General features: G+C 28.0%; 22 protein-coding genes and 2 tRNA genes. 11 read left to right on the plus strand and 13 right to left on the minus strand.

The genetic code is table 11. The features are described 5' to 3' along the window. Window positions 1–100 precede the first annotated feature (100 nt). On the plus strand, window positions 101–1,513 hold the full coding sequence (dnaA, locus tag ABXT63_RS00005) for a chromosomal replication initiator protein DnaA (protein ID WP_415320883.1): 1,413 nt from the start codon (window positions 101–103) through the stop codon (window positions 1,511–1,513). Beyond that, window positions 1,503–2,615, plus strand: coding sequence for a DNA polymerase III subunit beta (dnaN, locus tag ABXT63_RS00010; protein WP_415320884.1), 1,113 nt, complete (start codon window positions 1,503–1,505; stop codon window positions 2,613–2,615). Before dnaA ends, dnaN begins: the two co-directional genes overlap by 11 nt. Here the strand turns inward: dnaN and ABXT63_RS00015 are convergent. From ABXT63_RS00015 to argH, 3 genes are all read right to left on the minus strand, one after another. Beyond that, window positions 2,612–3,313: a lysophospholipid acyltransferase family protein gene (locus tag ABXT63_RS00015; protein ID WP_415320885.1), complete on the minus strand. Its 702-nt coding sequence runs from the start codon at window positions 3,311–3,313 to the stop codon at window positions 2,612–2,614. The genes dnaN and ABXT63_RS00015 overlap by 4 nt on opposite strands. Before the next feature lie 12 nt (window positions 3,314–3,325). Further along, window positions 3,326–4,540 (minus strand): diaminopimelate decarboxylase, encoded by a 1,215-nt coding sequence (gene lysA / locus ABXT63_RS00020; RefSeq protein WP_415320886.1) that lies wholly within the window; start codon window positions 4,538–4,540, stop codon window positions 3,326–3,328. Window positions 4,541–4,652: 112 nt separating this feature from the next. After that, window positions 4,653–6,044 (minus strand): argininosuccinate lyase, encoded by a 1,392-nt coding sequence (argH, locus tag ABXT63_RS00025; protein ID WP_415320887.1) that lies wholly within the window; start codon window positions 6,042–6,044, stop codon window positions 4,653–4,655. A 24-nt stretch (window positions 6,045–6,068) separates the two neighbouring features. Here argH and ABXT63_RS00030 point away from each other — a divergent pair, with 24 nt between their 5' ends. Beyond that, the gene (locus ABXT63_RS00030) at window positions 6,069–6,584 is read left to right on the plus strand and encodes a TlpA family protein disulfide reductase (RefSeq protein ID WP_415320888.1); all 516 of its coding nucleotides are present in this window, start codon (window positions 6,069–6,071) and stop codon (window positions 6,582–6,584) included. Here ABXT63_RS00030 and ABXT63_RS00035 read toward each other — a convergent pair. Next, the gene (locus ABXT63_RS00035; protein WP_415320889.1) at window positions 6,581–6,784 is read right to left on the minus strand and encodes a twin transmembrane helix small protein; all 204 of its coding nucleotides are present in this window, start codon (window positions 6,782–6,784) and stop codon (window positions 6,581–6,583) included. The two genes, ABXT63_RS00030 and ABXT63_RS00035, sit on opposite strands and share 4 nt — an antisense overlap. A 49-nt stretch (window positions 6,785–6,833) precedes the next feature. Between ABXT63_RS00035 and ABXT63_RS00040 the strand changes: the two genes are divergently transcribed. Next, entirely contained in the window at window positions 6,834–7,490 is a 657-nt protein-coding gene (locus tag ABXT63_RS00040; RefSeq protein WP_415320890.1) for an alpha/beta hydrolase, read from the plus strand. A gap of 49 nt (window positions 7,491–7,539) precedes the next feature. Further along, window positions 7,540–8,106 carry an HNH endonuclease gene (locus ABXT63_RS00045; protein ID WP_415320891.1) on the plus strand — a complete coding sequence of 189 codons (567 nt, stop codon included), beginning with the start codon at window positions 7,540–7,542 and terminating at the stop codon, window positions 8,104–8,106. Here ABXT63_RS00045 and ABXT63_RS00050 read toward each other — a convergent pair whose 3' ends face one another. From ABXT63_RS00050 to ABXT63_RS00060, 3 genes are read right to left on the minus strand one after another with little or no spacing between them, the layout of a single operon-like run. Further along, a complete protein-coding gene (locus ABXT63_RS00050; RefSeq protein WP_415320892.1) occupies window positions 8,107–8,640 on the minus strand; it encodes a demethoxyubiquinone hydroxylase family protein in 534 nt (177 codons plus the stop codon). Next, window positions 8,624–9,109 (minus strand): disulfide bond formation protein B, encoded by a 486-nt coding sequence (locus tag ABXT63_RS00055; RefSeq protein ID WP_415320893.1) that lies wholly within the window; start codon window positions 9,107–9,109, stop codon window positions 8,624–8,626. The genes ABXT63_RS00050 and ABXT63_RS00055 overlap by 17 nt, the downstream gene beginning before the upstream one ends. A 1-nt stretch (window position 9,110) precedes the next feature. Next, window positions 9,111–9,707, minus strand: a complete 597-nt coding sequence (locus ABXT63_RS00060; protein WP_415320894.1) for a YqaA family protein — start codon at window positions 9,705–9,707, stop codon at window positions 9,111–9,113. A gap of 67 nt (window positions 9,708–9,774) precedes the next feature. Between ABXT63_RS00060 and ABXT63_RS00065 the strand changes: the two genes are divergently transcribed. Both ABXT63_RS00065 and ABXT63_RS00070 read left to right on the plus strand, forming a co-directional pair. Continuing rightward, window positions 9,775–9,859, plus strand: a tRNA-Leu gene (locus ABXT63_RS00065). A 7-nt stretch (window positions 9,860–9,866) separates the two neighbouring features. Further along, window positions 9,867–11,570, plus strand: coding sequence for an AMP-dependent synthetase/ligase (locus tag ABXT63_RS00070; RefSeq protein WP_415320895.1), 1,704 nt, complete (start codon window positions 9,867–9,869; stop codon window positions 11,568–11,570). 357 nt (window positions 11,571–11,927) lie between these two features. Here ABXT63_RS00070 and ABXT63_RS00075 read toward each other — a convergent pair whose 3' ends face one another. The 4 genes from ABXT63_RS00075 to ABXT63_RS00090 are packed head-to-tail and all read right to left on the minus strand — an operon-like array spanning window position 11,928 to window position 15,991. Further along, window positions 11,928–12,812 (minus strand): CarD family transcriptional regulator, encoded by an 885-nt coding sequence (locus tag ABXT63_RS00075; RefSeq protein WP_415320896.1) that lies wholly within the window; start codon window positions 12,810–12,812, stop codon window positions 11,928–11,930. Then, on the minus strand, window positions 12,754–13,080 hold the full coding sequence (fdxA, locus tag ABXT63_RS00080; RefSeq protein WP_415320897.1) for a ferredoxin FdxA: 327 nt from the start codon (window positions 13,078–13,080) through the stop codon (window positions 12,754–12,756). The genes ABXT63_RS00075 and fdxA overlap by 59 nt, the downstream gene beginning before the upstream one ends. Beyond that, a complete protein-coding gene (locus ABXT63_RS00085) occupies window positions 13,077–13,511 on the minus strand; it encodes a TerB family tellurite resistance protein (RefSeq protein WP_415320898.1) in 435 nt (144 codons plus the stop codon). The genes fdxA and ABXT63_RS00085 overlap by 4 nt, the downstream gene beginning before the upstream one ends. Next, complete coding sequence (locus ABXT63_RS00090) at window positions 13,511–15,991, minus strand: helicase-related protein (protein ID WP_415320899.1); 2,481 nt, start codon at window positions 15,989–15,991, stop codon at window positions 13,511–13,513. The genes ABXT63_RS00085 and ABXT63_RS00090 overlap by 1 nt, the downstream gene beginning before the upstream one ends. Window positions 15,992–16,163: 172 nt before the next feature. Between ABXT63_RS00090 and ABXT63_RS00095 the strand changes: the two genes are divergently transcribed. From ABXT63_RS00095 to ABXT63_RS00110, 4 genes are all read left to right on the plus strand, one after another. Continuing rightward, on the plus strand, window positions 16,164–18,125 hold the full coding sequence (locus ABXT63_RS00095) for an acetoacetate--CoA ligase (RefSeq protein WP_415320900.1): 1,962 nt from the start codon (window positions 16,164–16,166) through the stop codon (window positions 18,123–18,125). Continuing rightward, window positions 18,126–19,352, plus strand: a complete 1,227-nt coding sequence (locus ABXT63_RS00100) for a pyridoxal phosphate-dependent aminotransferase (protein ID WP_415320901.1) — start codon at window positions 18,126–18,128, stop codon at window positions 19,350–19,352. Window positions 19,353–19,424: 72 nt separating this feature from the next. Next, the gene (locus tag ABXT63_RS00105) at window positions 19,425–20,429 is read left to right on the plus strand and encodes a TAXI family TRAP transporter solute-binding subunit (protein ID WP_415320902.1); all 1,005 of its coding nucleotides are present in this window, start codon (window positions 19,425–19,427) and stop codon (window positions 20,427–20,429) included. 76 nt (window positions 20,430–20,505) lie between these two features. Then, on the plus strand, window positions 20,506–22,827 hold the full coding sequence (locus ABXT63_RS00110) for a TRAP transporter permease (protein WP_415320903.1): 2,322 nt from the start codon (window positions 20,506–20,508) through the stop codon (window positions 22,825–22,827). On the opposite strand, the gene ABXT63_RS00115 is transcribed toward ABXT63_RS00110, so the two are convergent. Both ABXT63_RS00115 and ABXT63_RS00120 read right to left on the minus strand, forming a co-directional pair. Then, window positions 22,828–23,253: a PaaI family thioesterase gene (locus ABXT63_RS00115; protein WP_415320904.1), complete on the minus strand. Its 426-nt coding sequence runs from the start codon at window positions 23,251–23,253 to the stop codon at window positions 22,828–22,830. Window positions 23,254–23,374: 121 nt separating this feature from the next. Beyond that, window positions 23,375–23,451, minus strand: a tRNA-Arg gene (locus tag ABXT63_RS00120). Between the last annotated feature and the right edge of the window lie 25 nt (window positions 23,452–23,476).

Here is a 23,476-nt window from a genome sequence, read left to right on the forward strand (position 1 = left end):
AAAATGATTCACCTACAGATTTTATTTATTTTAAAATATGCAAACTTTACTATTGTATAAATTTCATTTTGCTTCTAACTGACTTTATTCCTACAAATTTATGTCTGACACTAATACAAAACAAAACTTAAAGAATATTTCTTCCGAAGCTCTTGACTGGGCTGTTATTCAAAAGGATATGAAGAATAAGATGGGCAGTGATATATACGAAAGCTGGCTTAAAAAAATAGATTTTGTTGAAGAGATGAGTAATTATATTTTACTATCTGTTTCAACTAGATTTATTAGAGATTGGATTACATCTAGATATTTAGATCAAATCTTACAGGTTGTTAAAGTCTATAAAAAAGATCTAACAAGAATTGAATTTAAAATTATTGAAAAAAATCCTGACAATGTTGCTGAAAATAATATTCTATCCAGTACAAATAATGAAAACGTATCATTTATTAAAGATACATACTTGCAATACAATAGAATTGATCCCAACAAAAGATTTGATAATTTTATAACTGGTACAAGCAATAAATTAGCATATGAAGCTTCACTAAAAGTTTCAGAAAATATTTCCCATTATAATCCACTTTATATTTATGGAGGTGTTGGAATGGGTAAAACTCATTTATTAAATTCTATTGGTCTTTCACTGAAGGATAAAAATAAAGTTATGTTTATTTCTGCTGAAAGATTTATGTATCAGTTTGTTAAATCTATTAAATCTAATGAAATGGTAAAATTTAAAGAATATTTTAGAAATACAGATATTCTATTAATAGATGATATTCAGTTTATGAACGGTAAGGAAGCAATGCAGGAAGAATTTTTTCATACATTTAACGCATTGCTCGATAAAGGTTCACAAGTAATAATTTCTGCAGATAGAGCTCCAAATAAACTATCTAGAATTCAAGACAGAATTAAATCAAGATTTGCAGGTGGTTTAGTTGTAGATATCCAAAAACCAGATTATGAACTTAGATGTAAAATTGTTAAACAAAAAACAGAAGAACTTAATATTTTTTATTCAAACCAAATAAATATTTCAGAAGAAATACAAAAATTTATAAGCACTGAAATTACCACAAGCATCAGAGAGTTGGTTGGTGCAATTAATAGAGTTGTTTCATTTTCAAGAATCTACAACAAAGTTCCAAATTTATCTGAGGTTAAGGTTGTTTTAAAGGACTTACTAAACATAGGTGAAAATAAAGTAACAATAGATTTAATCCAATCAGCTGTTTGTAAATTCTTTAAAATAAGTAAAAATGAGATGCTATCTTCGAGAAGATCACGATATCTCGTTAGACCAAGGCAGACTGCAATTTATCTAACCAAGATACTAACTTCTAAATCTTTACCAGAAATAGGCAGAGAATTTTCTAATCGAGACCATACAACAATCATACATTCTGTTAAAACAATTGAAAAACTGAAGGAAAAAGATCCAGAAATGACTAACAATATTAATAACTTAAAAAATCAAATATTGTATACTAAAGAAAATGAAATTTAACGTTAACCAACAAGATTTACAACAAGCACTGAATTATTGTCAGGGTGTAATAGAAAAAAGAAGTACACTTCCAATTTTATCAAATGTTTTATTGAATGCTAGTAATTCAAATTTAACAATTACTGCAACAGACTTAGATTTAATATTTATCCATCAAATTAATAATGTAGAGGTTGTTGAAGAAGGGAATACAACTACCACCTCGTCAATCATGTATGATATTATTAGAAAGTTTTCTTCAGGAAAAAAAATCAACCTATCTTTGACAGATGTTAGCAAACTTCAAGTTGAATCTGGAAATTCTATCTTCAATTTAAATTGTATTAGTGCATCTGAATTTCCATTAACAGATGAAAACTTTAATCAAAATGAATTTTCTATAAAATCTAAACAATTATTAAAATTACTAAATAAATGTAAATTCTCAGTTTCTAATGATGAAACAAGACACTACTTAAGTGGAATTTTTTTTCATCAAACTGAAATTGAAGATAAAAATTTTTTAACAGCAGCAGCAACAGACAGCCATAGAATGTCTATATCAAAAATAAGATTAGATCAGAAGATAGATTTTGAGCCAATCATACTGCCAAAAAAAACAATATTTCAATTATGCTCCTTGCTAGAGAGCTATGATGGAGATGTAAAAATTTCAAATGTTAAATCTAAAATTAAATTCGAATTAAATAATAGTATTTTAATTTCTAAGTTAATTGATGGTAAGTTTCCCAATTATATTCAAGTGATACCAAAAAATAACCAAAAAAAATTAGAAATAGACTTAAAGTTATTTTTAGATTCGGTTGATAGGGTTGCTTCAGTTTCATTAGATAAAAAAGACGGAGTAAAATTTAATTTATCAAAAGATATTTTAAATTTATCAGTTAATAACACTAATAGTGGTGACGGAAAAGAAAGTCTAAGTGTAAAATTTGAACATGATTTAGAAATTAGTTTTAACTCTAGATATTTGATAGATGTTGCGTCACAATTAGATGCAGATAAAATTGAAATTTTTTTTAACGATACTGGATCTCCAGCTCTAATTAAAGATCCTGGCGACTTTGATAGTATATTTGTTGTAATGCCAATGAAGGGTTAATTTAGAACATCTAGCTCAGAGTAAATAACATTCTCTAATTCTTTTAAGAAAATTTCTTTTTTTAATCCAGGATCAATAGGTTTTAAAATTGAGATAGTTAAAATTGTATTAGTTTTTTTGAAACCTTTTTTTGGCCAGGTATTTCCTGAATTAATTGCTATTGGTTGACATGAAATTTTTAACTCTTCATAGATTCTGCCAGAACCTTTTTTAAAAGGTGTTCTATCTTCAGGAAGCAATCTTGTGCCTTGAGGAAAAATTATTAAAGGCCTATTTGATAAATTGACATGCCTTGATATATCGTCAAAGAAGCCAAGATTTTCTTTTGATATTTTATTCCTTTTAATTGATATTGAACCAATTTTCTTAAGATACCAGCCAAATATAGGTATCATTAATAACTCTTTCTTTAAAATAAAAACTGGAGAATTAAAAACAGTTTGTAGAAAAAAAGTTTCAAACATTGATTGATGAGAAGCTGCTATAAAAAATTTTTTATTTTCAATTATATTTTCCTTACCTTTAATAATTATTTTAGTAGATAAAAAAAATTGTAAACAATAAGAGGTCCAATAGCCCATAATTTTTCCACCAAATAAAACTATTTTTTTAGGTAAAAAAATTGCTGGAAGAAATATTAAAGAAATAAAAACAATTCCAGTGAAAAAGAAGATAGAGAATAAAAAGTTTCTTATCATTTTTATCAAAAACTAAATAAGATCTTCTAGTTTTTGTCTTTTTTTAATGACATTAATTTTAGAGCCTTTGATTAATATTTCGGCTAGTTTTGGTCTAACATTGTAGTTTGAGCTTAATGACATTCCATAGGCTCCAACATCACACATCACTACAAGGTCCTTTTCTTTTAATTTTTGAAATTTTTTTAAAGTCGTAAACTTATCAGTACTTTCACAAATTGGACCAACAAATTCATAAACTTTTTTTGAAGTCTGATTTGTCTTTATTACGGGTAAAGTTTTGTGGTTTGCACCATACAATGCTGGTCTCATAAGATCATTCATAGCAGCATCTAATATAATAAAATCTTTTTTATCATTTTTTTTTATATAAATAACCTTTGAAACAAGTGATCCTATATTACCAACTATTGATCTACCAGGTTCAAATATAATCTTAGAGTCATAATTTTTTAAAAATTTCTTTATGGCAATATTATATTTTTGATAATTAAGTTTTTTATTATTTTTTTCATAAGATATTCCCATACCACCACCGAGGTCAATAAATTTGAACCTGTGGTTACTTTTTTTTATAATTTTATCAACAACCCTAAGCATTTTTTCATACGGCTTATGATTCAGAATTTGACTTCCTATATGAACACTTAAGCATTTAAGATCAATATTCTTTGATAATTTACAATAATTTACAAGATCAAAAAATGTTTTTTCATCTACACCAAATTTATTTTCTTTTTTACCAGTCGAGATTTGATTTAAAGTTTTTGCATCAGTATTTGGATTTAATCTAATACCAATATTTACAACTTTTTTTTTGGATTTTGCAATTCTTTCAATTTCATTAATTTCACTTTTAGATTCTGCATTTATTAATAAAATTTTTTTATCAACAGCATAGCTTATTTCACGTGATGTTTTTCCAACTCCTGAAAAAACTATTTTTTTGGGGTCTATGCCAGCTTTAAGTGCTATCATTAATTCTCCCATTGAAACCACATCTGCACCTAATCCAAATTTTCTAATTTCCCTAATCAGATTTACATTAGTATTAGATTTAATTGCAAAACATATTAATGGAGAAAATGATTTAAAATTTTTTTTGAAGTTACTTATATTTTCTTTTAATTGTTTGTAAGAATAGCAGTAGATGGGAGTACCAAATTTTTTAGCAATATCTTGAACCTTAATCTTATCAATAGATAAACTTTTATTAATATACTTCATTAAATTCTAAATATAAGAATATTATTTTTTGTAGTATTGTATTTAGGGTCTTCTTTTTTTCCACAAGAGAATAACAAAATACCAAATATAGAAACTAAAATTAATTTTTTTATCATTTATATTTTTTATATTTTATTATCATTCTTTTAATATTATCAAAAGCTGTTCCACCATAAGATTTTTTTGAATTTACTGAGTTTTTTACATTAAATATCCTTAACACTTCAGTTGTAAGCTTAGGTTCAATTTTTTTTAATTCTTCAATACTAAGTTCATTTAGTTTTTTCTTTTTCTTTTCTGCAAAATTAACAATCATAGCTGTAGTTTGATATGCCTTTCTAAATGGTATTGAATGATTTTTAACAAGATAATCAGCCAAATCTGTTGCTGTAATGTAGCCATAATTTGTAAGATTTAACATTTGTTGTTTGTTGGGCCTTAAGTTTTTCAAGACTTCATTAAGAATTGCAATACAATTGTTAAGAATTTCATTAGATTTAAATAGTATTTCCTTATCATCCTGTAAATCTTTGAAATAAGATATGGGTAAACCTTTAAGTATGGTTAACATTGAAAATAAATTTCCATAAGTTGTGCCAGTTTTTCCCCTTAAATATTCTAACAAATCAGGGTTTTTTTTCTGTGGCATTATTGAGGATCCTGTAACAACTTTATCTGAAAGAGTAATCAAATTAAAACCATCAGAATTCCAAATAATTAACTCTTCGGCTATTCTTGAAATGTGCATGGAACAAACAGATACACTATATAAGAAATCCAAAACAAAGTCTCTGTCAGCAACAGTATCTATTGAGTTATTTGTCGGTCTTTTAAATCCCAATTTTTTTGAAGTAAAATTTCTATCAATATTAAAAGAAGTACCCGTTAATGCCGCAACACCAAGTGGACACTCTGATAAACTTTCTAAGTTATAAGAAAATCTTTTTTTATCTCTAACAAACATTTCTACATAAGCCATTAAATAATGTGCAAATGATATCGCTTGAGCATTTTTTAAATGTGTAAACCCTGGCATTATTGTTTCAATATTTTTTTCAGAAATTGTAAGAATTGTTTTTATAATATTATCTAAATTTTTATTAATTTTTTTAGTAGCTGATGTGGTCCATATTTTAAAATCGGTAATTACCTGATCATTTCTAGACCTTGCAGTGTGTACATGTCCTGCATCTTCACCAATTATTTGAAATAATCTTTTTTCAATATTCATATGAATATCTTCATATTTATTATTATATTCAAATTTATTTTTTAAAATTTCCTTCTCAATTTTGTTTAGTCCATAAATTATTTTATTTTTAATTTTAAAAGAAATAATTTTTTGTCTAAAGAGCATTTCAATGTGAGCAATTGAGCCTAAAATATCTTCTTTAAAAAGTTTTTTATCAATATCTATTGAATTACCTACTTTTTGAAATAATGAAGAGGCATCCTTTCTTATTCTTGAACCCCATATTGCTTTATTGTTTTTATTTTTCACCATGATAATTAATTATACATATTTAGTATGAAATTATTAATAATATTTATATATCTAATAACAATTAACTTTAGTTATGCCCTTGAAAAGCCTGACTTAAAAAATTTAGTTCTAATAAAGAATCCAAAATTATATGAAGATGTAATCTTCACAGATATCAATCAAAAAAACCTTAATTTAGATGATTTTAAAGGAAAACTAGTAATATTAAATTTTTGGGCGACATGGTGTGCTCCTTGTAAGAAAGAGATGCCATCCTTAGATAATCTTCAGTCAAATACCAAATTAAATAATTTAAAAATTTTTCCAATAAATATTGGTCAAGAGGAAGTATCCAAGTCAGAATTTTTTTTTAAAGAATTAAACATTAAAAACTTAGATATTTATTTTGATGCACCCATCACCTTAGCAAAGAAATTTTATTTAAGGGGAGTTCCTACAACTATTATATTTAATAAAGAAGGAAAAGAGTTTGCCCGGATTATGGGATCTATTGATTTTGATGATGAAAAATTTATTAATTGGCTTAAGTTTTATAATTAATTTTTAAAAAAATAAGCAAAACAAACCAGAACAATTATAGCTATAAATTGAAAAAGCACCCTGTACTGCATTAATTTATTTGAATATTTTTTACTAGTTTCTCCACCCTTAAATAGAGTTCCAATACCTAAAACTAACACAACAGCAACGACTATCAAAAGTACTATACCAAGAATTTTAACTAATGTTCCAGAAATCATAATTATACTGTAATGTGTTTTTTAAATAAAAAAACATAATAAAACATCTATGACATTTTGTCTAACAACTACAGTTATAAAACCAGAAAATAATATATCAATTAAACATGCAGTTATTTTACTTCATGGATATGGTGGAGATGGAAAAGATATAAGTATGCTATCTTTAAATTGGAAAAGGTTTCTACCTAATACTATTTTTTTATGTCCAAATGGACATGAAAAATGTGAAATTAATCCAACTGGCTATCAATGGTTTGACCTAACTAGAGACGATCCAGAATATATTTTAGAGCAATCTAAAAAAGCTGAAATAAAACTTAAACAATTTATTGAAGAAGTAAAAAATGAATATGATTTAAAAAATTCACAGATTTGCATATCTGGCTTTAGTCAAGGGTGCATGATGTCAATAAATTTAGGACTAACGAGTAGTGAAAACTATAGTTGTATTGTTGGCTTCTCAGGAAAAGTTATGAATTCAAAGGATCTTATTAATAGAAAAACTTCATCAACAAAAATGTTTTTGATACATGGGGATAAGGATGCTATCGTTTCACCAACTTTTTTATTAGAAGCAAAAGATTTTTTGATTAGAAATGACGTTGAGGTCGACACAAAAATGATTAAAAATTGTGAACATCACATCCCAGTTGAAGCTTCTAGCACAGCGTTAAATTATATAAAGAATAATTTTCAAATTTAATAATATTCTATTTATTGATAAAATAATTTTTTTGAGTTAGGATTTTAAAATGTTTTTTACCGATCAAAACCTTTCATTAGAAAAATGTCCTGCACTAGTTTTAAATGCTGATTATAGACCTTTGAGTTATTACCCGTTGTCATTGTGGAGTTGGCAAGATTCAATAAAATCTGTTTTTTTAGAAAGAGTAACTATAGTAAGTAATTATGATAGAATTATTAGAAGCCCATCACTTAACATGAAGTTACCAAGTGTAATTGCCTTAAAAAGCTTTATCAAACCTCAATCTAATCCAAGTTTTACAAGATTTAATGTTTTTTTAAGAGACAAGTTTTTATGCCAATATTGTGGGAGTGATCAAGAACTAACATTTGATCATTTACTTCCTAGATCTAAAGGAGGACAGACAAATTGGGATAATGTTGTGACAGCCTGCTCTTCATGTAATGTAAAAAAAGGAGGCAGGTTATTAAAAAATTCAGATATGACACTCAATCAGGATCCTTTTCAACCTTCTACTGAAGATTTGCATAAAAATGGCAAACACTTTCCTCCAAATTTTCTTCACAAAAGTTGGATGGATTATTTGTACTGGGATGTTGAGCTCGAAGCCTAATTATATTTTTTCAGATATATTGATCGCAATTTTTGAGCCTGTTTTAATTATTTTATCTAAAATTGAGTAAATTCCTTTTTTTGTTGCTCCTTCTGCATAAGCGATATCTTTATGAAGTAACTCATCTTCTCTAAACTTAATAATTTTTTCTTTTAACTTTTTTTCATCATTTTTTAATTCTCTAATTTGGTTTGCATAATGTTCGTCTATAACCTCTTCCACTGAGGCAGTACAAAGCATAGCAGCTTTTTTTCCTAATATTGTTGAACCAAATCCTAGGCCCACACCAAGCATATCCCATAAAGGTAAAAATTTTGTAGGTTCAATATTTCTTTTTTTGATTTCATTTTCAAAATAATCACAATGCTCTTTTTCATGAATTTTCATTTCTTCAATTTTTTTCTTTAAATTATCATCTTTTACAAATGTGTTGAGTGCTAATAATTGCCCCTCATAAATCTTTATTGCACCACGTTCTCCAGCATGGTCCACTCTAATAAATTCTTTTACTTTGTTCTTATCTGTTTTTTTCATAAGTTAAAAAAAGTTTTGTTGTTATAACACCTAATAGTAAAGAGATAAAAACATTAAAAGACGCAAGGGATAATCCAAAAACTTTAAAAGTTACATCCTTGCAACTAACAGGTGCTTCTTTTAGTTGATTTAAGAGAGCTTCTTTTGATAAATCCTCACTATTGTTGTTTAAATCACAAACTAATGACTCTTTAATAAATCCTTGCTCTATACCAAAATGGTAAAAAGCTATTAAAGTAGCAGAGAAAAATATTAAACTTAAAATTATTAAAGATAGTTTTTCAAATTTCTTAGTAAATAAACAAATTGAAATAACTATTATCGAAAAAATATAAGGTATTCTTTCAATTAAACAGAGGTTGCATGGTTGGTGTTTTAACACATACTGAATAAAGTAAGCAGCAATTAAAGCAAAAATACAAAATAACAGAATTAAATTAAGTATCGTTTTATTTTTAATTTTAGACATATTATTTATACACAAAATAAATTACACCAACTATAAGTACAATTATAATACCTAAAAATGTAAACCATTTCGCAGCTTCAGTTTGCATGAATTTGTTAAATGTATCACCAAACTTAAATGAGAGATAAGAAACAATAAAAAATCTTAAACCTCTAGAGATTAGGCATATACAAAAAAATATGAATAAATTAAAACCAATCATGCCACTAGTTATAGTAAATACCTTAAATGGTAGAGGGGTAAAGCCAGCAAGAAATAAAGTAGCAAGCCAAATATAAAGTCCAGTGCCCTTCGTTAGGCTATTTTTAAGACTAAGAACTTTATCTTCATAACCGTAAAACGCTACTACACTCATTCCAACATCTAAAAAATATGAACCAATAAAGTAGCCTAACACCCCCCCGAAGGTGGAGAAAAATGTAGCAATTAAAAAAATTTTTAAATAATCATTTTTTTTAGCAATAACCATTGGCACAATCATGACATCAGGTGGAATGGGAAAAAAAGAACTTTCCATAAAAGATACAATTGCTAAGAACATTTTAGAACTCTTGTGAGCAGCAAGCTGTAAAGATTTTTGATATAATTTAATAAGCATTTTTTGGTTTTAATATAAATTAAGTTCTTATACTATTTAATTTTATAGTTATAATAATGAAAACGAAGGGCGAATGGCGGAACTGGTAGACGCGCACGACTCAAAATCGTGTTTCGCAAGAAATGAGAGTTCGATTCTCTCTTCGCCCACCAAAAAATTATGCAAATAAATAAAACAAATAATTTATTAGAGTTGTTTTACGAACAATATCAAAAACAAAACAAAGAAAGTATTTTTTTACAATCATTAAAAGAACCCCTAAAAAAATATTCATGGGAAGATGTTTATTTAAATATTAATAAATTATCAGAAGAGATATCAAAACATATTAAAAAAGGTGATAGATGCTTATTAGTATCGGAAAACAGACCTGAATGGATGATATCAGACTTTTCAATTATGCTTTCGGGGGGAGTAACAGTTCCTGCCTATACAACTTATACAGAAAGAGACTATGAATATATTATTGATGATTGTACGCCAGCAATTATTATTATTTCAGATAAAATTCAGTATGAAAAAGTTAAAAACATAATTCCAAGAAAAAATTTTATTAAAAAAATTATCTTCTTTGAAAATATAGAAAATGACAATAAAAAATTAAATTTAAATATAGATGCTATTTTTAAAAGAGATAACAGTAACAACCAAAATTTTTCTGATTTGAAAATTCAAAGAAAAGATATGGCTTGTATAATTTATACCTCTGGTACCCAAGGTAATCCAAAAGGTGTAATGCTAAGTCATGGTGGCATACTAAATAACTGTGAGGGAGCATACGAGTTATTAAAAACTTTTATTTCAAAAAGACCAAAATTTTTAACTTGGTTACCTTTATCACATTCATATGAGCATACAGTTCAGTTTGTACAGGTTGTAGTTGGTGCAAGAGTATTTTATGCTGAAAGCATAGATAGGTTGATTAAAAATATGAACGATTGTTCCCCAGAGATAATGACAGCTGTGCCAAGGTTTTATCAAAATCTATATCAAAAAATAACCGTATCATTTAGCAAAACTACAGGGTTAAAAAAGTTCTTAGTTAATCAGACAGTTAAGTTAGGAAAGAAAAAATTAATTAAGGAAAAAATTTCATTAATTGAAAAGCTGATTAATTTTATTTGTGAGAAATTAGTAAGGAAAAAAATTAAGTATCAATTTGGAGGGAACTTAAAAACTTTTATTTCAGGTGGTGGAGCACTAGATAAAGAAGTAGGTTCATTTTTGAATGCCATTGGTTTACCAACATTGCAAGGGTATGGTTTAACAGAAACTTCACCAGTTGTAAGCTGTAACACTATTGAGGATATTCGGGTTGAAACAGTTGGACCACCATTTAAAGGGAATTTAGTTAAAATTGCAAATGATGGAGAGATACTAGTTAAAGGTGAGAATGTTATGTTGGGTTATTGGAAAAATGAAGAAGAAACAAATAAAGTTTTAAAAAATGGATGGCTCTATACAGGAGATATAGGAGAGTATGATGGAAAATTTCTTAAGATAACAGACAGAAAAAAAGATATTATTATAACCACAGGTGGAGATAACATTTCACCAATTAAAATTGAAAATGATTTAAATAAATCTGATTTTATAGAACAAAGTTTAATTTATGGTGACAGCAAACCATATTTAGTAAGTCTAATAGTTTTAAGTTCTGAGAAAAAAAATACTACTAAAGAAAAAATTCAACAAGAAATAGAAAAAATAAATTTAAAATTAACTAAAATAGAAAAAATAAAAAAATTTATTATAATTAAAGATCAATTTACAATTGAAAATAATATGATGACACCAACTTTAAAACTAAAAAGATATAAAATTATAAAAAAATATAAATTAGAGCTTGAAAAACTTTTTTAATTTATTTTTTGATATAGGTTACTAAGCGCATAAAATCTTACTTTTTTACTTATTAGAAAATATATTTAAGTAACTAAAAAAATTTTTTAAAATGCAAAATTGTTCTTCAATTAATGAATTGACATCACTTGTATAAAAAAATAAAAATAACTTAACAACGAATCACTTTGATTCGTTTAACTTAAACAGGGAGCTAAAGATGGCTACAAAGAAAAAAGCTAAAAAAGCTAAAAAGAAAACTAAGAAAAAAGCTAAAAAAGCTAAAAAAGCGAAGAAAAGAAAAAGATAGTATCTTAATCTTTTCGAAAAACGCTTCTCATTACATTTCGTGTGAGAGGCGTTTTTTTTCTCTAAAATTTAATCTTCAGTAATTCCTGGCTCTACAGACTGTACAACTTTAGTTGGAGGAGAAATAGCACTTGCTTGACTTTCTAGATTTCTTTTTAACGCTTTATCTAATTTTTTTTGTGTATCTTCTAACGGTATATCTATCACTATTTGAAATTCTGATAAAATTCTTTCATAAGCTTTTTCAAATAATTGTCTCTCACTGTAGGATTGATCAACCATTAGGTCATCACCCTTATTTAAATCTCTAACAACCTCTGCAAGTTCATAGATTTTACCTGATGAAATTTTTGCTTCATATTCCTGTGCTCTCCTACTCCACATAGATCTTTTAATTTTTGGTTTACTTTTTAAAATTGATATACATTTATTAACCTGATTTATGGTTGCAAGCGGTCTAAGGTGGGACTGTTTATTTACAGGAACCATTCCATTGGCCTTATCTTTTTCAAATTTAAGAACATATGTTTCAACGTCTATTCCACCAATATTAATCTTTTTAAATTCTGTAATTTGACCGACACCATGTTTTGGATAAACAACGTAATCTTTAACCTTATATTCTTTTTTTTCTGTTTCTTGTTTTTTTACTTTTTGGATTTCTGGTTTAAGTTCATTACTTTTTGAGATCCTCAAATTATTAGTAACTTCTATCTTTTCTGGTACAAGTTTTTTAGGAATTGTTTTTAATTTTTTTTTTACAGTTGATTTAACAAGTTTAGACTTAATATTTTTAGTTTTTGCTTTAGAAACAGCTTTTTTAACTACTTTGGATTTGGGTTTATTAATTACCTTAGTAACAACCTTTTTTTTTATTTTTTTCTCAGGAGTTTTTTTAAAGATTTTCGCTAAAATATTTGTCGTACTTGTTTTCTTCATTTTTATACTTTTCATGATCCTCAGGAGGATCTTTTTTTATAGTTATGTTTGGCCAAAGTTCAGAATATTTAGTATTCATTTCAAGCCATTTTTCGCTACCAAACTCAGTATCAGCTACTATAGCATCAACTGGACATTCTGGCTCACAAACGCCACAATCTATACACTCATCCGGTTTAATTACAACCATATTTTTTCCTTCATAGAAACAATCGACTGGACAAACTTCAATACAGTCCATTAATTTACACTTAATGCATTTGTCATTTACAAGGTAGGTCATTTTTTTAATTCTTGTTTTATTTTTTCTTTTAAGTCACCCATTGTTTTAGCATCTATATATAATAAACCAGTAAGTCTCCTCATCAGGTTTGTCTCATACATATCTGCATTACCATCCGAATAAATAATTTTCCATAGAGATTCAACAATTCTAATTTTATCTGATATATGAGCATTTTTAACCTCTCTTGTGAAATTTAGTATTTGGTTTGAATTTTTTTCGATAACTAATGCATCTGAAATTAACTTATCTATATTTGAACTTGCTGCACCCAATTCAATCAAAGTTTTTTTAATAATCTCTTTTTCTTTATCTTCATAATTTTCATCAATTTTTGCTACATAAATTAACAAAGCTGCAATATTAGAATAAGATTTATCATCACTCACGATATCTCTTTCTTTTCCCTTGTTTTTAAAAAATTTTATCATTAATTAAAATTTAAATTTTTTAATATTTTAAATGGATTGTTTAAGGAAACTGTCTTTTTAAAAGTTTTTTTAATTTGTTTTTGTGGATTGTATTTGAAATAAATATCTTTATTTTTTTCTTGTGTTTTATAATTCATTTTTTCAATTAATTTTTTAAAATTTTCTTTACTACATCCTAATAAATTAAGCATTTCAGGAACTAATTTAATTTCTTTATCTTTTTCTGATTCAGAGTTTATGATTTGCACAAATAACCTTTCCAAAATATCTATTCTAACAAAATAATTATCAAAGCTTTCAAAGCCACAAAGAAGCATAAATTTTTTATTTTTTATATTTTTATTATCTAAGAAATTTAAACCAAAAGTAGGAGGAGTCAGATCAAAATATTTTTGGTTGAAGTTTTTCCATAGTAAGGTTCTTAATGAAACAGCTTCAGGTTTTAACAATCTAAATAAAAAAACATGATATCTGCCAAATTTTACACCCAAATCTCTTAAAATTTTTCTCTCCTCCTGACCAAGTTTTTTTAAATATTCAGTTACTACCTCTCTTTTAATTACACCATTATTTTCATATAACTGATAAGCCAAAGCTTTAATTGATGAGTTACTTTTTTTCAAACCTTTTAAATCAATCAGACTTTTTAATATTAGATTTATTTTTTCTTTAATCCATTTTTCAATAAATTCTGATAATTTTTGTTTGTCATCATTTTCTAAAATATCATCTACTATTAAAAATATATCTGGATTTAAATAATCCTTACCAGGAATCAATTTAGCAATTGGAAAATTTTTCCAATAAATTTTAAAGTCATCTTTAATTTCTATTAATCCTATATCTATAATAGATTGAATTCTTTTTCGGAGTTCTGGCCCTACTGTTTGTCTTGCAGCTTTTTTTAATGATTTAATATCAGCATCGAGTGCTCCAGCTTTTAAGTCCATCTCAAATCTTAAACCCTTTAAGTCACCAATAAACTGTTCATCAATTATTACTTTATCATCTCCCATTATCTCAGTTTTGAATTCCATATCTTGTTTTAATCCTCTTGCAAGCACGCTGGCTCTTTTATCAATAAATGTTTTAGTAAGTTCTTCATGCAGTCTATCAGACAACCTGTCTTCTAATAATTTTGTTTTTTCAACCCAATAACTTTGGTTTTCAACCCAATTAATTTTATTTGAAACATATGACCAAGTTCTAACATTTGCAATTCTATTTGATAAAGAATCAACATTTCCCTCCAATTTATCTAATTTTATTAACTGTAGTCTCATATAATTGCTAGTAATTTTACCATCTCTGCCATTTAGAAAGCTAAAAATCTTACTAACAACCTCAAGATGGTTACCATAAGTTTTTTTTACAAAATCAGGAATTTGACAACATTCCCAAAGTAATTCTAATGTTTCTTGGTTATCCTTAATATTGTGACCCTCCATATCTTTTAAAAAATATTTTAAAAGTTTTTCATCCCCACACTCATGTATTTTTCTTAGCCAATTTCTATTAGGTTTTTCTTCAAGTGATTTAATTAAGCTTAGAGCGTTATTAAAATTTAAATTAGAATTTCTCCAAAAAAGCATCTTAATTTCTTCAAATTTATGATTTTCCAGTAGCTCAACTTCTTCGGCAGAAATCTCTTTGCAATCACTGGTAATTCCAAAATTTCCATCATTTAAATATCTACCAGCTCTACCAGCAATTTGTCCAATTTCAGACATGTTAAGACGTCTTAACTTTCTCCCATCAAATTTTTTTAAATTTGAAAAAAAAACATTTTCTAAATCCATATTAATTCCCATTCCAATTGCATCTGTTGCAACAAGAAAATCAACGTCGCCAGATTGATATAATTGAACTTGGGCATTTCTTGTTTTTGGGCTTAACGAGCCCATTACAATTGCTGCTCCACCTTTTTGCCTTCTAACAAGTTCTGCAATTGCATAAACTTCTTCACTTGAAAAAGCTATTATTGCTGTTTTCCTATTTATCCTTGAAATTTTTTTATGACCCACATAAGTAAGCTGAGAAAGTCTTTCTCTATTTATAAATTCAGTATCCTCATCTAATTTATTAACTATACTTTTAATAGTGCTTGATCCCATAAGCATTGTTAATCTTTCTCCACGAAGATTTAATAACCTATCAGTAAATATATGACCTCTTTCATGATCTGCACACATTTGTATTTCATCTATTCCAACAAAATCCAAATTTTTATTGATTGGCATTGATTCAACCGTGCAAAGAAAATATTTTGCATTTGGGGGAATTATTTTTTCTTCACCAGTAATTAAAGCAACTTTATTTACATTTATTTTTTTAATAATCTTATCGTATACTTCACGTGCAAGTAATCTAAGAGGAAAACCAATCATGCCCGAATCAAAAGAAAGCATAGTTTCAATTGCTAGGTAGGTCTTGCCAGTATTTGTTGGGCCGAGGACAGCTGTAATTTTGTTTCTAGACATTTCTATTAATGGTACCTTTAATTTTTATTCCACAACATGTTGTTACCCATAAAGAACAAAAATAGACTAAAACATGACCGAATCGTAGAGGAAAAGTTCTCATTTACTCTTTATTTACCTATAGATTAACATAATTAAAAATAATTCTGTATTAGTATTTTGTAGTAAAATTATGAAACAAAAACTGTGGGAAGCATCATCTGTTCAAAAAAAAAATTCTCTCTTATCGAATTATGAGCAATTTATTTCAAAAAAATTCAAAAAAAACTTTAATCAAAAATATGAAAATATTTTAAAATGGAGCATTAAAAATCCTGGTGATTTTTGGAGTTCTATTTGGGATTTTTCAGAAATCAAAGGATTTAAGAGTAAATTAAAAATAAAAAAATCAAAAACATTTTATAAAAATAAATTTTTACCAAACTCAAAATTAAATTTTGCAGAAAACTTACTTTCAAAAAATAATAAAAATAAAGCAATAACATTTATTAGTGAAAATGGTTTTCGTGAAGAGAAAAGCTGGCATGAGCTAAACCTTAATGTGAGCAAAATATCTCAATTTTTAAAAAATGCTAAGATTAAAAAAGGAGATAGAGTTGCAGCATATTTGCCTAATTCAATTGAGGCAGTTGAAGTATTTATAGCTTCTTCTTCATTAGGAATGATATGGTCATCCTGTTCACCAGATTTTGGAGTCAAAGGTGTAGTAGAACGTTTTTCACAAATAAACCCTAAAGTTTTATTTGTAGTAGATAAGTATTTTTATAATGGAAAAACAATAAATGTTTTAGAGAGAGTTCCTCTAATTTTAAAAAAAATACCCTCCATCAAATACGTAGTTATTGTTAATTACCCAGGAGAAAAATATTTAAATAGTAAATACAAATCTAAAAAAGTAAAAGTACTTAAATGGCGTGAATTAACCAAACAAAAATTAGAGAAGATGCAGTTTCCTAAATTTGATTTTGAGCAAGAGCTTGCAATTTTATATTCAAGTGGAACCACTGGAAAGCCTAAGTGTATATGTCATAGGAGTGGAGGGGTTTTACTTCAACATAAAAAAGAGCACCAACTCCATTGTGATATTAAAGAAGGTGATAATGTTTTTTATTTTACTACGTGTGGGTGGATGATGTGGAACTGGTTGGTAAGTGTTTTAGCTTCCAAGGCGTCTATCGTTTTATTTGATGGATCACCGATGTACAAAAAAGAGGATTTATTGTTAAAAATTGCTGAAAAAGAAAAGATTACTTTATTTGGTATTAGTGCAAAATATATTGATACACTTCGTAAATTTAAGCCTACTTTAAAATATAAGTATAAATTGAAAAAATTAAGAACAATTTGTTCTACTGGATCTCCATTATCAAATGATGGGTTTAATTATGTCTACGAGAACATAAAAAAAAATGTTCATTTATCTTCCATATCTGGGGGTACAGACATTGTTTCTTGTTTTGTTTTGGGAAATTTATTTCAACCGGTAATTTTAGGTGAAATACAAAATAAAGGATTAGGTATGAATGTTGATGTTTTTAATGAGAAGGGTGAATCTTTAAAAAATAAAAAAGGAGAGTTAGTTTGTAAAAACCCTTTTCCATCAATGCCCTTAAAATTTTGGAATGATAAAAATAATATTAAATTTAAAAATACATATTTTAATAATTTTTTAAATACATGGTACCACGGTGACTATGCTGAGATAAAGAAAAGTGGTGGCTTTATTATCCATGGTAGATCAGATACGACACTAAACCCTGGAGGAGTGAGACTCGGAACTGCTGAAATATACTCTGAGGTAGAAAAGTTTATAGAAATTAAAGAGTCTATTGTTGTTGGTCAAGCATGGGATAATGATGTGAGAATTGTTTTATTCATAGTCTTAAACACGAAACATATATTTAATGAAGATTTATCAAAAAAAATTAAAACACAAATTAGAAAAAATGCATCCCCAAGACATGTTCCGTCTAAAATTATAGTAGTTGGAGACATTCCAAGAACTAAAAATGGAAAAATAGTTGAACTAGCTGTAAAAAATACAATAGAAGGAAATGAAATTAAAAATAAAGAAGCGCTAGCAAATCCAAGAGTTTTAGATCAATATAAAAATTTAAAGGAATTAAATTATTAAATGTTAAAAAATATAGTTAAAGGTCTAGAACCATCCTCTACTTTAAAAATTAATGAAATCTCTAGAAAGCTAGAAGATAAAGGTGAAAAAATATTTAAGTTTGGATTTGGCCAATCTCCATTTCAAATACCAACTGATATTGTTAATGCGTTAAAAGATAATGCCCATCAAAATAAATATTTACCAATGCAAGGTCTTAATGAGCTTAGAGATGCTGTTGCAAAATATACATCAGTTAAAAAAGATTATAATTACAAACCTGAAAATGTAATTATAGGTCCCGGCTCAAAAGAATTGATGTTTTTACTACACATTTTGTTTGATGGAGAAATAATATTGCCAGCACCGAGTTGGGTTTCTTATGCCCCACAAGCAATTCTTGGAAGAAATAAAATTCAATCAATTCAAACAAAAAGAGAAAATAATTGGTTTCCTACTGGATCTGAAATTGAAGAGGTTATTTTAAAAGATAAAAGTAAAAACTATCTATTATTTTTGAATTCACCAAATAATCCATCAGGGCAGATTTGTAAAAATCTAGAAGAAATTAGTGAGATTGCTAAAAAATATAATCTTATTATTTTATCAGATGAAATTTATTCTGAGTTGAGTTTTGATGAAGGGTTCAAATCTATTTCAAATTTTTGTCCTGAAAAAACTATTATAAGTACAGGTTTAAGTAAATGGTGTGGAGCAGGTGGGTGGAGATTGGGTTATTTTGTAGTTCCAGATTCTTTAAATATTTTAAAAAATTCAATTAATGTTTTAGCTAGTGAAACTTTTTCTGCTGTCAGTGCACCAATTCAATATGCTGCAATTACTGCTTATACAAGCGATCATAGCAAATATATTGATAGTTCTAAAAATATTCTTAAAGCGGTTGGTAATTATGTCTATGAAAATCTCAAATCAAACAAGGTTTTAATTAATAAGCCCCACGGTGGATTTTATCTTATGCCAGAATTTTTAAATAAAAAATTTAATACATCATCAGAAATGTGTGACAATATTTTAAAGGAGACAGGTGTAGCGTTATTGCCAGGATCAGACTTTGGTTTTGAAAAAAATAAGATGTTAGCAAGGTTAAGCTTTACAGATTTTGATGGTCAAAATTTTATGAATCAAACTCAAAATGGAAAAAAAATTGATGATGGTTTAATTTTAAAACTTGCTCCCAAAGTAGTAGAGGGTGTTGATAAGTTAAAAAAATGGTCAACATCAACATAACTACTTGGTATACATGTCCACTTAATTACTGTTAAATTTAATTAATAAAAATAACGATATAGAGGAGAAAATATGAAAAAAATAATAACATCTCTATCAAGTGCTCTATTAATTTTTGTTGCATCTTTATCTTTTACTGGTGTTGCAAAATCTGCAGAGTTCTTCACGATAGGAACAGGTGGACCAACTGGAGTATATTTCCAAACTGGTAACGCAATTTGCAAAATGTTGCACAAATCAGCAATTGCTAAAGAACATGGGAGGAAAAAAGGTATAGATAAAGCTTACAGATGTACTGCGCCTTCAACTGGTGGATCGAATTATAATATTGGTCAAATCGCAGCTGGTGAATTTCAATTTGGTGTAGCTCAGTCCGACTGGCAATTTCATGCAGTAAATGGATCAAGCAAGTGGGAAGGAAAAAAGTTTGACGGTTTAAGAGCTGTTTTTTCAGTACACAACGAACCTTTTCAAATTTGGGCAAGAAAAAAAGCAAAAGTTAAAGATTTTGCTGGCCTTAAAGGAAAAGTTGTAAACATTGGTAACGCTGGTTCAGGTCAAAGAGGAACTATGGAAGTGCTAATGGATGCAAAGGGAGTTAATAATAGCTTCTTTAAATCTACTACAGAGCTGACTTCATCTGAGCAAGTAAAAGCTTTATGTGATGGTAAGATTGATGCTTTTGGTTATTCAGTAGGATTTCCAAATGGAGCAATGGAAAATGCAGCTTCTTGTGGAGCAAAAGCTTTGCCTATCAACTTAACAGGTCCCGAAGTTCAAGGACTAATTGATGGTGCTGCTTATTATGCTAAAGCTGTAATCCCTAAAGGAACTTACACGGGACAGAAAAAAGATGTAACTACTTTTGGTGTTAAGGCTACTGTTGTAACTAGTAATGCTGTTGAAGCAGATCTTGTTTATTTAGTAGTAAAAGCAGTTTTTGAAAACTTTGATGATTTCAAAAAACAACATCCTGCTTTTTCTTCTTTAAAAAAAGAAGATATGGTTGCTGATGGTTTGTCAGCTCCATTACACCCAGGTGCAATTAAATATTATAAAGAAGCTGGATTAATGTAATCCAACTCCTTAATTAAATTAAAAGGCCTGATATATTTATTGGGCCTTTTTTTTGTTATGGAGTATCATTTTGAAAATGAATCAAAGCATTAACAGTAAAGTAGAAAGTAAGATTAGTGAGGATTTATCTCCCACTAGAAATCTTACTGGCCTACATTTAAAAATTGTTGGAAGTATTGCGATTATTTGGTCATTATTTCAACTTTGGTATGCTTCTCCATTTCCCTTTATGTTTGATATTGGAATGTTTAAAGGACTTCCAGCTAGGGCTATTCACTTAGGTTTTGCTTTAACTTTAGCTTTTTTAATTTATCCAATTTCTAAAAGAAAAAAAATTTCTATATTTGATGTTCTAATTAGTTTTATCGCTGCATTTTGTTGTTTATATATTTATTTTTTTTATGACCAGTTAGTGGATAGAGGAGGAATTCTTTTAACAGTTACAATTTGGGAAAAATTTAATTTACCAGTTGAGTTGATTATTGGAAGTTGTGGAATTTTAATATTAATTGAAGCAACTAGGAGAGTATTTGGATTACCTCTAGTTATTATTGCAGTTTGTTTTTTACTCTTTTCATATTTTGGTAGATATGCACCAGAAATAATTTCTCATGGTGGGCTTTCATTAAATAGATTGGTTGGATTTCAGTGGCTTGATCAAGAAGCTATATTTGGAATTCCCATAGGTGTTTCTGTAGATTTCATTTTTTTATTTGTTTTATTTGGAGCGCTTCTAGAAACGGCCGGTGGGGGTAAATATTTTTTAGACCTAGCTTTTGCCATGGTTGGCAAAATGAGAGGAGGACCTGCAAAAGCAGCAATTTTAGGATCTGGAATGACTGGTCTAATTTCAGGATCTTCAATTGCAAACACAGTTACAACTGGAACTTTTACCATTCCAATTATGAAAAAAACTGGTTTTTCTAAAGAAAAAGCTGGTGCTATAGAGGTATCATCATCAGTTAATGGACAATTAATGCCACCTGTAATGGGGGCTGCAGCATTTGTAATGGCAAGTTTTTTAGGTGTTACTTATTTTGAGGTCGTTAAGCACGCATTTTTACCAGCAATTATTTCTTATGTGGCATTGTTTTATATTTCTCACCTTGAAGCTTTAAAATTAAATTTAAAAGGAATGGATGATGTGGATATTCCAAATTTAAAGAAAACATTTTTATCAGGATTACATTTTTTAATACCTATTTTTGTTTTAGTATACATGCTTGTTTATTTAAGATTTACTGCTTCATACTCAATATTTTTTGCAACGATTGCATTAATAATTGTAAATCTTGGTTACATATTATTTAAAAATTCTGATTTCAAATCAGCAATAAAAACTTGGTTTAATCAAACGATAGTTGGTTTTGAAAAAGGTGCTTTAAATATGGTTGGCGTTGGAATAGCAATAGCAACAGCTGGCATAATAGTTGGAGCTGTTGGTTCAACAGGGTTAAGTACAAATTTAATTATAGTTATAGAATTTATTGCAAAAGATAATGTTGTTATTTTGCTATTTTTAACAATAATTTTATGTCTGATACTTGGTATGGGTCTACCAACTACTGCAAATTATGTTGTAGTGGCTTCATTAATGGCAACAGTATTGGTTGATGTTGGAAACGCATCTGGATTTGTATTTCCACTTATAGCGGTTCACTTGTTTGTTTTTTATTTCGGCTTAATGGCCGATGTCACTCCTCCAGTTGGTCTTGCATCATATGCAGCAGCTGCTATTTCAGGAGGTGATCCACTTAAAACTGGTCTGCAAGCTTTTTGGTACAGTTTAAGAACAGGTATTTTACCTATCGTATTTTTATTTAATCACGAATTGTTATTGATAGGCATTGAAAATGTGTGGCATGGACTACTAGTAATCACCACTTCTTTGATAGGAATATTAGTTTTTACTTCTGCAACTCAAGCTTGGTTTATTAATAGATTAAGATGGTATGAGATAATAATTTTTTTATTAATCTCTATTTCATTATTAGCCCCAGAATTTGTTCTAAATAAATTTTATCCTAAATATAATTATATGGATGTTAACAAAATTCATTTAATGAAAGTAGATTCCAATAAGGAGGCCAGGTTTAAAGTAACACGTCCAAGTAATTATGGCGAAAGATACAAGTTAATTGTAATCAAAAAAAATACTTTTGAAACCGAGTATAGTTTAGAGCAATATGGACTTAGTTTAATTAGAGAAGAAAATAGGGTTATTGTAGATACCCTGCAATGGAATGGAAGTGCTAAAAAAAGTGGTTTTGAAACTGGTGATTATATAAGTGAATTTAAAATAGAAAATGCAGATAGGCCAAATAAAGGAATCATTTACCCAATAGCTATTTTATTATTAATTATATTTGGTTATTTGAACTATAGAAGAAAAGAATAATTATCCACCAGGACCAAGATTAGATGGTTTAATTTTTAAGATTTTCCAAATACCTGATGCCGAGGTTATAATTTTATCATTACATTTCAGCTCACAAAATAAAAATACTAGTGTATTGGTCTTTTTAAGAATTCTTGTAAAGCCGGTAATAATATCGCCTACTTTAGAGGCACCAATAAATTTTAAATCCAATGAAATAGTTACACAAGGAGCATTTCCAGACGTTCTATGTGCAGCAGTCCCCGCTCCTGCATCAATTAAGGCTGATAAATAACCACCGTGAGTTATCCCGGCAGCATTTAAATGATTTTCATTAATCGTAGTTTTGAATTCATATTCTGTTTCAGATACAGTTTTAAATAAAACTCCACCGTTGTGTTTCATAAAACCAGGTTTAATACTTATTTGCTCAAATTCATTGCTCATAGCTCTTTATAGTACGAAAGTTAAAATTAATAAAATTATAAAAACAATTATAAAAAAATATATAACTGATTTTTGTAGTGATGATTTTAGTAGCCAATCTAACATTTTTATTTATCCTTTTTGGTGGACCGCCCAGAACTCGAATCTGGAATCTCCCGGTTCGTAGCCGAGCGCCTTATCCAATTTGGCCAGCGGTCCTTAATTAAATAATTTCTCCTACATA

The organism is Candidatus Pelagibacter sp. Uisw_092 (assembly GCF_047729545.1).
Lineage (GTDB): Bacteria > Pseudomonadota > Alphaproteobacteria > Pelagibacterales > Pelagibacteraceae > Pelagibacter.